This is a genomic window from Bradyrhizobium sp. SZCCHNR1051 (assembly GCF_032489615.1).
In the GTDB taxonomy this organism is placed as follows: domain Bacteria; phylum Pseudomonadota; class Alphaproteobacteria; order Rhizobiales; family Xanthobacteraceae; genus Bradyrhizobium.
The window spans coordinates 1-12,205 of record NZ_JAUEYJ010000025.1 but is presented as its reverse complement, the minus strand read 5'-3'; the positions used below and the strand labels follow the sequence as shown (position 1 = coordinate 12,205).

Here is a 12,205-nt window from a genome sequence, read left to right as displayed (position 1 = left end):
CGATGACATGGCCTATGTTCCCGTCTGGTGAAGGGACCGGATTGTCGATCCGGAAAGGCGGGTTCGATTCCCGTCATGGGCGCCAACACGACCGGGCAGATGAAGCGAAGAGAGGAGGTCGACGATGTCAGCAACAAACCCGGCGCTGGTTCTCAACGCCGACTTCCAGCCGCTGAGCTATTTCCCGCTGTCGGTGGTCTGCTGGGAGGACGCGATCAGGGCCGTTGTCGGCGAGTCGCACGTCGTGGTCGCAGAGTACGACCGCGTCGTGCGCAGCCCGAGCGTCACCATGCGGCTGCCGTCGGTGATCGCGCTGCGCGATTACGTCAGGCCGGCGACGCGCGTCCCGTTCACGCGCTTCAACGTGTTCCTGCGCGATCGCTTCGAATGTCAGTACTGCGGTGGCCGCTATCTCCACGGCGAGCTGACCTTCGATCACGTCGTGCCGCGCGTCGACGGCGGCGAGACGTCGTGGACCAACATCGTCGCCGCCTGCAGTCCCTGCAACGCGCGCAAGGACCGGCGCCATCTCAAGCCGCGGCGGCCGCCGTTCGAGCCGGCACGGCACGAGCTGATGGCAGCGCAGCGCCTGTTTCCGCCGAGATTCCTGCACGTGACCTGGCAGGATTATTTGTACTGGGATGTGGAGCTCGAGCGGTGAGCGCCGCGTAGCACGGATGAGCGGACGCCGAAGCCCAACGGGCTTCGGCGGAGGCGACATCCGGGGTCTCGCGTGCCACTCGTATGAAGTCGCATGTCGCTGCGCTCATGTGGGCTACGACTACTCATCATGCTGAGCTGCAACGATCTTGTCGTCATTCCGGGGCGCGCGCAGTGCGAGCCCGAAGCCATAACCATGACAATTCATGACGTGCGTCGGCGGTACTAAAACGCCACGAAGTTATTTCAGCTACGTACGGCTTACTTTACAAACGGGTAAAATCCTGTAAGAGCACGCGCCAACTTATCCGGCGGACATCCGCCAGCGAGAGAGCCATGCCGATTTCGACCCCACGTCAGATAGAGGACAGCGCGCTGCCGCAACTGCGGCGCCGTGGTTGCGTCCTGTGCGTGCCGGCAGTCTCCGCGGGGAGTGCGCTGTCCCGTCACAATCAACTAGCAGCGTAGCGAGGCAGCGGGATCGTCCCTCTGTCTTGAACGCCAGAGAGACGATCCGCCAGGGTGATGTCCCATCCGGGACACTCCGATCAGATCCGTCTCTCTGTTTGCACCACCGGACTTGCGCGGCGTCACGCCGTGCAAGCCCCGATCATTGCAGCGCCACGCCGGCGCGGCAGGGTCATGCATGAACGAGTGAGGAGGATCACATGCGAGCCGATCCCTATCAGGAGCGCGCGAGACAATTGGCGATCGAGGCCGGGCTTGATCCGGATGCGCGGGTCGAGCGGCCCGGGCAGCGGTCGATGCCGCTGTGGTGCACGTTCCGCGACGCCGCGCGCCAGGAGCAGCTGGCGCGCGAGGCCACGGCGCTGGGCGACACGGTCGCGAGCCGGCCACAGGCCGCGCAGTATCAGAACAGCCCGCTGAAAGTGTTTGGCCGTCACGAGGATGCGACCATCGCGCAGATGAGGAGCTGCATGGCGGTCGGCAATGCCGTGGCCGGCGTGATCTGTGCCGACGGCCATCTCGGCTATGCCCAGCCGGTCGGCGGCGTGATCGCCTATGAGAAGCAGATCAGCATCTCCGGCGTCGGCTTCGACATCGGCTGCGGCAACATGGCGGTCCGGCTCGACACGCAGTTCAGCGCGATCGAGGACAAGGTCGGCACCATCATCAAGGATGTCGCCAGGGTGATCTCGTTCGGCGTCGGCCGCAAGAACGCAGAGCGTGTCGACCATGAACTGTTCGACGATACCGAAGCGTGGCGCTGCTCCGACATGGGCGAGTACCGGCAGAAGGCCGTTGGACAGCTCGGCACGGTCGGGTCGGGCAACCACTATGTCGACCTGATGCGCGACGAGGCCGGCTTTGTCTGGATCGGCGTGCATTTCGGCAGCCGTGGTCTCGGCCATACTTCGGCGACGCGCTACCTCAAGGCCGCCGGCGGCAAGGACGGCATGAACGTGCCGCCCGCCGTGGTCGACGAGGACTCGGAGGTTGGGCAGCGCTACATCGCCGCGATGCAGCTCGCCGGGCGCTACGCCTATGCGGGACGCGAGTGGGTGACCGAGCGCGTGCGCCGGATCATCGGCGGCGCGGTCACCGACAGCGTGCACAACCACCACAACTATGCCTGGCGTGAGACCCATGACGGGCGTGACCTGTGGGTGGTGCGCAAGGGCGCGACGCCGGCCTTTCCGGGTCAGCGCGGCTTTGTCGGCGGCTCGATGGGCGACGACGCGGTCATCATCGAGGGCGTGGAGTCGGAGGAGGCCAAGGCCTCGCTGTACTCCACGGTGCACGGCGCCGGGCGGCTGTTCGGGCGCAGGGAGGCCAAGCGGCGCTTCACGCGCGACGAGATGGACGCCTGGCTGCAGGGCCGCGGCGTCACCCTGATCGGCGCCGATCTCGACGAGAGCCCGATGGCCTATCGCCGTTTGCCCGAGGTGCTGGCCGAGCACGCCGGCTCGGTGAGGGTGGTGCATACGCTGCGGCCGTTCGCCGTGGTGATGGCGGGCGAGGGCGAGTTCGATCCGTTCAAGGATTGAGCGCGCCCTCGTAGCTCGCATGAGCGCAAGCGACATGCGAGTCCGCACGTGCAGTTCGTGAGACCCCGGATGTCGCTCCGGCCTGCGCCCGCAAGGCGCCGGCCTTTGCTCATCCGGGCTACGCGATTGCGCAACGATGACGGAGACACGATCATGACCGAGCTGACCTGGCACGCCGACAATATCGAGACGATTGCGAACTTCTTCTCCACAGCCGAGTGCGAGGACTACATCCGCTTGGGCGAGCAGATGGGCTTCGAGGAGGCGACGTTGTTCGCGCCGCGCAGCGCCAAGGACTATCGCAACAACGATCGCGTCATCGTCGACGATACCGAGCGCGCGCAAGGGCTCTATCAGCGGCTCGCCGGCCATCTCGCACCGTCGTTCCAGCATCGCTGGCAGCCGGTCGGGCTGAACGAGCGGCTGCGGCTGTATCGCTATGATGTCGGACAGAAGTTCGAATGGCATCGCGACGGCCATTTCGAGCGTGACGATGGCGAGCGGAGCCAGTTCACCTTCATGATCTATCTGAACGATGATTTCGAAGGTGGCACGACGTCGTTCTGCGATGACACCGGCCTGATGCCGGATGGTCCGTTCCGGATCATTCCGAAGAAAGGCATGGCGCTGCTGTTTCATCACCCGATCATGCATCGCGGCGATCCCGTGACGAAGGGGCGCAAATACGTGCTGCGGACGGACGTGATGTATCGGCGGTGCAGGTGAGGGGGCGCGTCGCACAAGGCGCGCGCTCTGCGTTCGTCACTCCGGGGGGCGCGTAGCGCGAGCCCGGAATCCATAGCCACAGGCCGTCGCGTGGTGCGAGGTGCTTGTGGCGTCTGTCTTCGACCAACCACCGCTCGGGCTATGGATTCCGGGCTCATTCGCGCTGCTCCAAAATGGCTTCGCCATCTTGCGCTTGAACGCCCCGGAATGACGGCGGACAGGAGTTTAGCGACGAAGCCCGCATGAGCCCCGGCGACATTCGGGCCCCGGCGAAACAAAAAGGGCGCGGCTTTCGCCGCGCCCTTCGTATCTCTTGAGGAGGCTGGACCTTAGAAGTCCATGCCGCCCATGCCGCCGCCCGGAGGCATTGCGGGGCCGCCGGCGTTCTTCTTCGGCAGCTCGGCGACCATGGCTTCGGTCGTGATCAGCAGCGCAGCCACGGAGGCGGCGTTCTGGATCGCGGCGCGAACCACCTTGGTCGGGTCGATGATGCCCTTGGAGACCAGGTTGCCGTACTCGCCGGTCTGGCTGTCGAAGCCATAGGCGTACTGGTCCTTCTCCAGGATCTTGCCGACGATGACCGAGCCGTCCTCGCCCGCGTTGATCGCGATCTGGCGGGCCGGGGCGGAGAGCGCCTTGCGGACGATCTCGATGCCGGTCTTCTGGTCGTCGTTCTTGGTGCGCAGGCCCTTGAGCTGCTCGGAAGCCCGCAGCAGGGCGACGCCGCCGCCCGGCAGGATGCCTTCCTCGACAGCCGCGCGGGTCGCATGCATCGCGTCATCCACGCGATCCTTGCGCTCCTTGACCTCGACCTCGGTCGCGCCGCCGACGCGGATCACCGCGACGCCGCCCGCGAGCTTGGCCAGACGCTCCTGCAGCTTCTCACGGTCGTAGTCCGAGGTGGTCTCCTCGATCTGCGCCTTGATCTGCTGCACGCGCGCCTCGATGTCGGCCTTCTTGCCGGCGCCGTTGACGATCGTGGTGTTCTCCTTGTCGATCATCACCTTCTTGGCGCGGCCGAGCATGGAGAGGTTGACGTTCTCGAGCTTGATGCCGAGGTCTTCCGAGATCGCCTGGCCGCCGGTCAGGATCGCGATGTCCTGCAGCATGGCCTTGCGGCGATCGCCGAAGCCCGGCGCCTTGACGGCCGCGACCTTCAGGCCGCCACGCAGGCGGTTGACGACCAGGGTGGCCAGCGCCTCGCCCTCGACGTCCTCGGCGACGATCACCAGCGGCTTGCCGGTCTGCACCACGGCCTCGAGCAGCGGCAGCAGCTCGTTCAGCGACGACAGCTTCTTCTCGTTGATCAGGATGTAGGCGTCATCCATCTCGACGCGCATCTTGTCGGCGTTGGTGACGAAGTAGGGCGAGATGTAGCCGCGGTCGAACTGCATGCCCTCGACCACGTCGAGCTCGGTCTCGAGCGACTTGGCTTCCTCGACGGTGATGACACCCTCGTTGCCGACCTTCTTCATGGCGTCGGCCAGGAACTTGCCGATCTCGGCGTCGCCGTTGGCGGAGATGGTGCCGACCTGGGCGATCTCGTCGTTCGACGTGACCTTCTTGGAGTTCTTGACGAGGTCGGCGACGACCGCCTCGACCGCGAGGTCGATGCCGCGCTTCAGATCCATCGGGTTCATGCCGGCGGCAACCGCCTTGGCGCCTTCGCGCACGATGGCCTGGGCCAGCACGGTCGCGGTGGTGGTGCCGTCGCCGGCCGCATCAGCGGACTTGGAGGCGACTTCGCGCACCATCTGTGCGCCCATGTTCTCGAACTTGTCGTCGAGCTCGATCTCCTTGGCGACGGTGACGCCGTCCTTGGTGATGCGGGGAGCGCCGAACGACTTGTCGAGGACGACGTTGCGGCCCTTCGGGCCGAGCGTGACCTTGACGGCATTGGCGAGGATGTCCACGCCGCGCAGCATGCGATCGCGGGCGTCGACGCCGAACTTAACGTCTTTTGCTGACATATTGGGTTTCCCTGAGTTGAATTGGTCGTCTCACCCTGGGCAGGGCGCCCGCAGGCGCTCCTCAGGGTGAGCGTTGAGCGGGTTGGGCTTAGGCGGCCTTCTTCTTCGACGCGGTGTCGGTGAGCACGCCCATGATGTCGCTCTCCTTCATGATCAGCAGCTCCTGGCCGTCGATCTTGACCTCGGTGCCCGACCACTTGCCGAACAGCACGCGATCACCGACCTGGACGTCGAGCGGGACCAGCTTGCCGCTCTCGTCGCGGGCGCCCGGGCCCACCGCGATCACTTCGCCCTGCGAGGGCTTCTCCTTGGCCGAGTCGGGGATGATGATGCCGCCAGCGGTCTTCTCTTCGGCGTCGATGCGCTTGACCACGACGCGGTCGTGAAGCGGACGGAAAGCCATACAGTCCTCCTAAGCTATTGAGGCGATTGTCAGTTTCTGGAATTTTGGCAGTCGGTGCCGGCGAGTGCCAGCACGTGGGCTGGATTTAGGGGAGAGCATTCAGCCGGACAAGGGCTTGTAGCAGAAAAATTAGCAGTCAACTGCGGGCTCTGCCAAAGCGTTCCGATAGCGTTAACAAGAGCGGAACGAACCATGAAACCCCGTATTAGCACCTGGGCTAAGTGGCTGCTAATGCAGCATTTTTCAACATGTCGTTAAACATTTAAGCTTGAGATGGGTTGAGGACATGCGTCACATTTCTTGGCAGTGAGCGCATCTTTGCCGGGTGGCTCCATCCCGGTTGGCCACACGGACATGCGCTCCAGAAACGGAGGTTGGCATGGTGTCGAAGGTTGAGGTTTCCGAGGACTTTCGGAAACAGGTGCTGGGTTACGGGCTGACGACGGCGCAGATCCTGTATCGGATGCCGGATCACCGCTCGCTGCTGCAGACCTATGTCTGGCAGAACTACGACCTGTTTCCGAAATTCCCCGCGCTGCAGGACTTCCTGGCGTTCTGGCAGGAGAAGATCGAGGGCCCCTTGTACTCGGTCACGGTGGCGCATTCCAAGCTGATCAAGCCGGCCGAGCTGCGCGCCGTCGACGGCATCTTCCGGCTGCATTGAGGCTGACGCGTAGCCCGGATGAGCGAAGCGATATCCGGGTTCAACGCGGACGCGCGTGAGTCCCCGGATGTCGTTTCGCTCATCCGGGTTAAGCGCTGCCTCGGCCCTGTTGAGGTCGTCGATCGGTCGACCCGCAAAGCGGCAGGTTGTGCTATCCTCGCGTGCGAGGACACGCAGGGAGAGCGCCATGGCCAAGAAGAGCCGCACCGCCAAATCAGCATCACGCGCCGCCGCGAAAGCCGCGCCGCGAAAAACCGCAAAAACAAAGCCGACGGCGAAGACCGCCTTCGCGGCGCCGGCCAAGCCGGGAAGGGTGGCGAAACCCTCGACGCGCAAGGCGCTCGCGAGCAAGGGGCGACCAGCGCCGGCGCCGCGCCGGCGCAAACAGAAGGTCGCCATCAGCCATCACCGCGAGGAGGACTTCAAGGCCGACGGACTGCGCGCCTATGCTGTTTACCGCGACCTCGGCATCGCCGACGCGACGCACGGGCTGGCGCGCGCGCATGTCATCCGCATGCTGCCGCCGTGCAATCCGCAGGAAGTCTCCAAGCTGCACACCCATGCGGTCGACTTCCAGATGGTCTATGTGCTCAAGGGCTGGGTGAAGAGCTACCTCGAAGGCGTCGGCGAGACGCTGATGCAGGAGGGCAGTTGCTGGACCCAGCCGCCGAAGATCCGGCACATGATCCTCGACTATTCCGACGACGTCGAGCTGCTGGAAGTGATCCTGCCGGCCGACTTCAAAACCGTCGAACTGTCGACGTAAAGCCGACAGAAATGGATGGAAACATTTGCGTGCGATGGACGGCGGTCCCATCGCGCGTGTGTGTTGACATCCGGTCTCGCGTCACTGGGACGGATGGGCCGGCGACGAATCCGTAAGAGGTGTTCGCCGCGGGCTTGCGTAAAGGCGTACCCGTCCCGTTGCCGCGCTTCGTCGTCCAGTTCGCTCCCACGATCCCGCGCGCGCCTCGCACGCGCGCATCGGTGCAGCCTCGCATCGCCAACGCGGGCGCCGGTTCGGCTTCAGGTGCCGCCCATCGCGAGGACATCGACTGGCTGCGCGCCATCGCGGTGCTCTCCGTTGTCGCATTCCATTTCGAGGCGCCGGCGATCTTCGGCGGCTTCGTCGGCGTCGACATCTTCTTCGTCATCTCCGGCTACCTGATCACCGGCATCATTGCCGCGGAGATGGCGGCGGGCCGCTTTTCGTTCGCGCAATTCTACGAGCGGCGGGTGCGGCGGCTGCTGCCGGCGCTCTACGCCATGGTGGCGTTCGCGGCGATCCCGGCGTCGCAGGACATGCTGGGCTCCGAGCGCGCCGAGTTCTTCCGTTCCGCGACCGCCGTCGTCACCTTCACCTCGAACATCTTCTTCTGGCAGCAGTCCGGCTATTTCGACCACGCCGCGGTCGAGAAGCCGCTGCTGCACACCTGGTCGCTCGCCGTCGAGGAGCAGTTCTATCTGGTACTCCCCGTCGTGGTCTGGGCCGTGTTGCTGATAGCGCGCGGGCGACGGCTGGCGCTGCCGGTCACGCTGGCGCTGCTGGCTGTTGGTTCGTTCGCGCTCGGTCTGTTGCTGATGCGAGGCGGCGCGTCCGCGAGCGCATTCTTCCTCAGCCCGCCGCGCGCCTGGGAATTCCTGCTCGGCGGCCTGGTCGCGATTTCCGGACTTCCCGCACCGCGGCCGGGTTTCGCCCAGCGCGGCGCCCGCGCGCTGTCGCTGCTGCTGATGGCGGTGCCGATTCTGGCGCTGCGCCCCGGACCGGGTTTCCCCGGCGTCGACGCGCTCGCGCCATGCCTTGGCGCGGCGCTGTTCCTGTGGAGCGGCGTCGGCGTGGCCAATGTGCCGCGCAGCCGGCTGTCACCGCTCGGCGTAGCGGCGTTCGTCGGCCGCATCTCCTATTCGCTGTATCTGTGGCACTGGCCGCTGTTCGCCTTCGCGCGCTTCGCCAAGCCCGGCCTGGCGCTCGACGGCTGGGAGCGGGCGGCGTTGTTCGCCCTCACGGTCGCGGTCGCCACGCTGTCCTGGCGCTTCATCGAGCAACCGTTCCGCAATCGCCAGTTCGCAGCGACCCCGCGCGCGGCCTTCGGTCTTGCGGCGCTGGCGAGCCTGCTGCTGCTGGCCGGCAGCGGCGTCGGCCTGCTACGCGCTAGCGCCGTGTCGGACGCCGACCGCGCGGCGCAGCGGCTGGACGCCTACAACGCCTACGACATGAAGCCGGTCTATCGCTACGGCACCTGCTTCACGACGCCGGACGGGCGCGTGCCCGGGGATTGTCTCCGTCCGGTGAGCGGCAAGATCAATGTGCTGCTGTGGGGCGACAGCTTTGCGGCCCACTACTATCACGGCCTCGCCGCGAGCATCGATCCGCAGGCCGTCAACGTCATGCAGGCGAGCCAGCCGACCTGCATGCCGACCTTCAGCGCGGAGACGCAGGGGATCGCGGCCTGCCGCGCCCTGGCAAGCCAGATGCGCGACTATTTCGTGACGGCGCGGCCCGATCTCGTGGTGATGTCGGCGGACTGGCTCGAGAACGCCCGCCCGCCGCGCTTTGCCGGTATGGTGCGCGATCTCAGGCTGACGCTGGCGCGTCTCAGCGAGGCCGGCATTGCGGTGGTGCTGCTCGGTCCCTCCGTGCAATTCCGGGCGCGGCTGCCCTCGATGCTGGCGCGCGCCACCTTGCGCGGCATGTCGCCGGATCCCGTTGCGTTCGTCCGGTCCGATATCTTTGCGCTGGATCAGGCGATGCAGGCGGCGCTGTCGACGAGCGAAGGCCTGTCCTACATCTCGATCCTGTCGGCGGTCTGCGAGAACGGCCGCTGTCCGCTCACGGTCGGCGACGTCCCGCTGTCGTTCGATCATGCGCATCTCACGGCGGAGGGCTCCCAGCTCGTGATGGCGAGGATCGTGCCGCAACTGCTGCCGATGACGACCGAGCTCAGCTCACGTCAGCAGCCCGACGATCGCACCCATCAGGCAGGTGGTGAGGGTGCCGGAGACGATTGATTTGAGGCCGAGCGCGTTGATCTCGTCGCGCCGTGTCGGGGCCATCGTACCGAGTCCACCGATCATGATGCCGAGGCTGGCGAAGTTGGCGAAGCCGCACATCGCGTACAGCATGATCAGCCGCGCGCGCGGATCGAGCGCCGTCGCATCGAGCTTCGCCAGCTCGACATAGGCGATCAGCTCGTTGAGGACCGTCTTGGTGCCCATCAGGCTGCCGGCCGTGACGGCCTCCGACCACGGCAGGCCCATCAGCCAGCACACCGGCGCCATGACGAGGCCGAGCAGCCGCTGCAGCGAGATGTCGGCGCCGCCGATGGCGGGCAACAGCGACAGGATCGCGTTGGCGAGATGCACCAGCGCGACCAGCACCAGCAGCAGCGCGACGATGTTCATCAGCAGTTCGAGCCCGGCGCTGGTGCCCTTGACGATCGCGTCCATCGTCGAGGTGGCCTGCGTCTCCTCGCCGAGCGCGCCGCCGGTGAGTTGCTTCGACGTCTCCGGCACCATGATCAGGCTGATCAGGATCGACGCCGGCGCGCCGAGCACCGAGGCGATGACGAAATGCGCGGCGGCATCGGGGATCAGCGGCGCAAGCAGCGTGGCGTAGAGCACCAGCACGGTGCCGGCGATTCCGGCCATGCCGCCGGTCATGACGAGAAACAATTCGCTGCGTGTCATCTGCGCCAGATACGGCCGGATGAACAGCGGCGCTTCCACCATGCCGAGGAAGACATTCGCGGCGGTCGACAGGCCGACGGCGCCGCCGACGCCGAGCGTGCGCTCCAAGAGCCAGGCCATGCCGCGCACCAAGGGCGGCAGCACCCGCCAGTAGAACAGCAGCGTGGTCAGCACGCTCATGACCAGCACGATCGGCAACGCCTGGAAGGCGAGCACGAAATCGGCGCCGGGCGCCTTGAGGTCGAAGGGCAGGGCGCCGCCGCCGACATAGCCGAAGACGAAGGAGGTGCCGGCCCGCGAGGCCGACGAGATGGCGCCGACGACCTCGTTGATGGCGCCGAAGGCGCGGGCAACCGCGGGGACCTTGAGCAGGACGAGCGCGGTCAGGATCGTGACCACGAGGCCAAGCGCGGCCTGCTTCAGCGACACCGCGCGCCGGTTCTCGCCGAGCGCCCATGCGATCGCGAGCAGCGCGACGATCCCGAACCCCGATTGCAGCTGCAGCATCAGATCCCCCGAACCCCGTTTCATTATGAGCGCAGGGAACAGCCGCGCGCAATGCCGTGCGGCCATGCGGGGCCCGCGATTGACAAGGAGTGGGGGCTGCGTCACGCAGGCGCCATCATGTCGTCCACCGTCCCGATCGGCGCGCGCGATCTCTTGAAGCAAAGCGCGTTCCTGTTCTTCCTGTCGTCCCGCAGCCTGTCGCGCTTTGCGAGCCAGATCGCCGCAGTGGCGATCGGCTGGCAGATCTACGATCTCACCGGGCGCGCCTTCGATCTCGGCATGGTCGGGCTGATCCAGTTCCTGCCGACGGCACTGCTGGTGTTCGTCGCCGGCAGCGCCGCCGACCGATTCCAGCGCAAGCGCGTCGTGCAGCTCTGTCAGCTCGTCGAGGCGCTGACGGCGCTCTATCTGTGCTGGGGCGCCTACGCCGGTCAGCTCGGCGAATTCGAACTGTTTGCTGCGATCTTCGTGCTCGGCATTGCCGGGGCGTTCGAGAGCCCCGCGACCGCGGCGCTGCTGCCGCTGATCGCCCCGGCAGGCACGCTGCAGCGGGCGAGCGCGCTGTCGAGCGGGGCCGCGCAACTCGCGACCATCGCCGGTCCCGCCATCGGCGGCTTCGCCTATGCGGTCGCGCCGGGTCTACCCTATGGCATCATGATGCTGTTCTGGATTGCCGGCATGGGGCTGACCGGCCTGATGCAGGTACCGGAGGACGTTCCGCTCGAGCGGATCGACGGCAGCAAGGCCGACCTGTTCGCTGGCGTCCGCTTCATCCGCGCCCATCCTGCGATTCTCGGCACCATCTCGCTCGATCTGTTCGCGGTGCTGCTCGGCGGCGTCACGGCCTTGCTGCCGATCTATGCGCGCGACGTCCTTCAGGCCGGGCCGTTCGGGCTCGGCGTGCTGCGCGCAGCGCCCGCGGTCGGCGCGCTGGCGATGACGGCGGTGCTGGCGCGCTACACCATCCGGCGGCGCGTCGGCCTGCGCATGTTCCAGGCGGTGATCGTGTTCGGCGCGGCGACGGTCGTGTTCGCCGTCTCGCATGTGATGTGGATCTCGGTCGCTGCGCTCGCCATTCTCGGTGCCGCCGACACCATCAGCGTCGTGATCCGCTTCTCGTTGGTGCAGCTCGCGACGCCCAACGAGATGCGCGGCCGCGTCGGCGCGGTGAACTTCCTGTTCATCAACGCCTCCAACCAGCTCGGCCAGTTCGAGAGCGGCATCACCGCCGCGCTGCTCGGCGCCATGCCCGCCGCCATCCTCGGCGGCGTCGGCACCATCGCGGTCGCGCTTCTGTGGATGAAGCTGTTTCCGACGCTGCGGAAGGTGGAGCGGTTGGAGTAGGAGTCGTGGAGGCACCCGTAGGGTGGGCAAAGCGGCCGCCCGAAGGGCGGCAGCGTGCCCACCATTGAGCGGCATCATGAGCGGCCAGACGGTGGGCACGGCGCCATTGCTATCTCGTTTGCCGAGACAGCGCGTCAGCGCCTTTGCCCACCCTACAAACGGTGGCTAGCTGTGGAGCCTCAGGAGGTTGTCCTCGGTTAAACCGAGTCTGCTGATAGGCGGCTGGGAGTTTATG

The 12,205-nt window shown here is 66.2% G+C and carries 10 protein-coding genes and 1 tRNA gene; 8 read left to right on the top strand and 3 right to left on the bottom strand.

The features are described from left to right. The first annotated feature begins 10 nt into the window (after positions 1–10). From QW868_RS27195 to QW868_RS27180, 4 genes are all read left to right on the top strand, one after another. Positions 11–85 (top strand) — tRNA-Asp (locus tag QW868_RS27195). A gap of 39 nt (positions 86–124) precedes the next feature. Next, positions 125–661 carry an HNH endonuclease gene (locus tag QW868_RS27190; protein WP_315759261.1) on the top strand — a complete coding sequence of 179 codons (537 nt, stop codon included), beginning with the start codon at positions 125–127 and terminating at the stop codon, positions 659–661. 667 nt (positions 662–1,328) lie between these two features. Then, the gene (locus QW868_RS27185) at positions 1,329–2,669 is read left to right on the top strand and encodes an RtcB family protein (protein WP_316231963.1); all 1,341 of its coding nucleotides are present in this window, start codon (positions 1,329–1,331) and stop codon (positions 2,667–2,669) included. Between the two features lie 153 nt (positions 2,670–2,822). After that, the gene (locus tag QW868_RS27180; protein ID WP_316231962.1) at positions 2,823–3,395 is read left to right on the top strand and encodes a 2OG-Fe(II) oxygenase; all 573 of its coding nucleotides are present in this window, start codon (positions 2,823–2,825) and stop codon (positions 3,393–3,395) included. 329 nt (positions 3,396–3,724) lie between these two features. On the opposite strand, the gene groL is transcribed toward QW868_RS27180, so the two are convergent. Continuing rightward, a complete protein-coding gene (gene groL / locus QW868_RS27175) occupies positions 3,725–5,365 on the bottom strand; it encodes a chaperonin GroEL (RefSeq protein WP_315714737.1) in 1,641 nt (546 codons plus the stop codon). An 88-nt stretch (positions 5,366–5,453) separates the two neighbouring features. Continuing rightward, complete coding sequence (gene groES, locus QW868_RS27170) at positions 5,454–5,768, bottom strand: co-chaperone GroES (RefSeq protein ID WP_008966485.1); 315 nt, start codon at positions 5,766–5,768, stop codon at positions 5,454–5,456. A gap of 379 nt (positions 5,769–6,147) precedes the next feature. Here groES and QW868_RS27165 point away from each other — a divergent pair, with 379 nt between their 5' ends. The 3 genes from QW868_RS27165 (at position 6,148) to QW868_RS27155 (ending at position 9,441) form a co-directional block, all read left to right on the top strand. After that, positions 6,148–6,432, top strand: coding sequence for an usg protein (locus QW868_RS27165; RefSeq protein WP_315776727.1), 285 nt, complete (start codon positions 6,148–6,150; stop codon positions 6,430–6,432). A gap of 187 nt (positions 6,433–6,619) precedes the next feature. Next, positions 6,620–7,198: a cupin domain-containing protein gene (locus QW868_RS27160; protein ID WP_315776726.1), complete on the top strand. Its 579-nt coding sequence runs from the start codon at positions 6,620–6,622 to the stop codon at positions 7,196–7,198. A 221-nt stretch (positions 7,199–7,419) separates the two neighbouring features. Continuing rightward, positions 7,420–9,441 (top strand): acyltransferase family protein, encoded by a 2,022-nt coding sequence (locus tag QW868_RS27155; protein WP_316231961.1) that lies wholly within the window; start codon positions 7,420–7,422, stop codon positions 9,439–9,441. Here the strand turns inward: QW868_RS27155 and QW868_RS27150 are convergent. Next, positions 9,379–10,626, bottom strand: a complete 1,248-nt coding sequence (locus tag QW868_RS27150) for a NupC/NupG family nucleoside CNT transporter (protein ID WP_315759266.1) — start codon at positions 10,624–10,626, stop codon at positions 9,379–9,381. The two genes, QW868_RS27155 and QW868_RS27150, sit on opposite strands and share 63 nt — an antisense overlap. A 117-nt stretch (positions 10,627–10,743) precedes the next feature. Here QW868_RS27150 and QW868_RS27145 point away from each other — a divergent pair, with 117 nt between their 5' ends. Further along, positions 10,744–11,970 carry an MFS transporter gene (locus QW868_RS27145; RefSeq protein ID WP_316231960.1) on the top strand — a complete coding sequence of 409 codons (1,227 nt, stop codon included), beginning with the start codon at positions 10,744–10,746 and terminating at the stop codon, positions 11,968–11,970. Positions 11,971–12,205: the final 235 nt, after the last annotated feature.

What these genes read in the sequence shown, in the direction of transcription:
- QW868_RS27190 (WP_315759261.1), top strand. Translation starts at nt 125, where the DNA reads ATGTCAGCAACAAACCCGGCGCTGGTTCTCAACGCCGACTTCCAGCCG.
- QW868_RS27185 (WP_316231963.1), top strand. Translation starts at nt 1,329, where the DNA reads ATGCGAGCCGATCCCTATCAGGAGCGCGCGAGACAATTGGCGATCGAG.
- QW868_RS27180 (WP_316231962.1), top strand. Translation starts at nt 2,823, where the DNA reads ATGACCGAGCTGACCTGGCACGCCGACAATATCGAGACGATTGCGAAC.
- groL (WP_315714737.1), bottom strand. Translation starts at nt 5,365, where the DNA reads ATGTCAGCAAAAGACGTTAAGTTCGGCGTCGACGCCCGCGATCGCATG.
- groES (WP_008966485.1), bottom strand. Translation starts at nt 5,768, where the DNA reads ATGGCTTTCCGTCCGCTTCACGACCGCGTCGTGGTCAAGCGCATCGAC.
- QW868_RS27165 (WP_315776727.1), top strand. Translation starts at nt 6,148, where the DNA reads ATGGTGTCGAAGGTTGAGGTTTCCGAGGACTTTCGGAAACAGGTGCTG.
- QW868_RS27160 (WP_315776726.1), top strand. Translation starts at nt 6,620, where the DNA reads ATGGCCAAGAAGAGCCGCACCGCCAAATCAGCATCACGCGCCGCCGCG.
- QW868_RS27150 (WP_315759266.1), bottom strand. Translation starts at nt 10,626, where the DNA reads ATGCTGCAGCTGCAATCGGGGTTCGGGATCGTCGCGCTGCTCGCGATC.
- QW868_RS27145 (WP_316231960.1), top strand. Translation starts at nt 10,744, where the DNA reads ATGTCGTCCACCGTCCCGATCGGCGCGCGCGATCTCTTGAAGCAAAGC.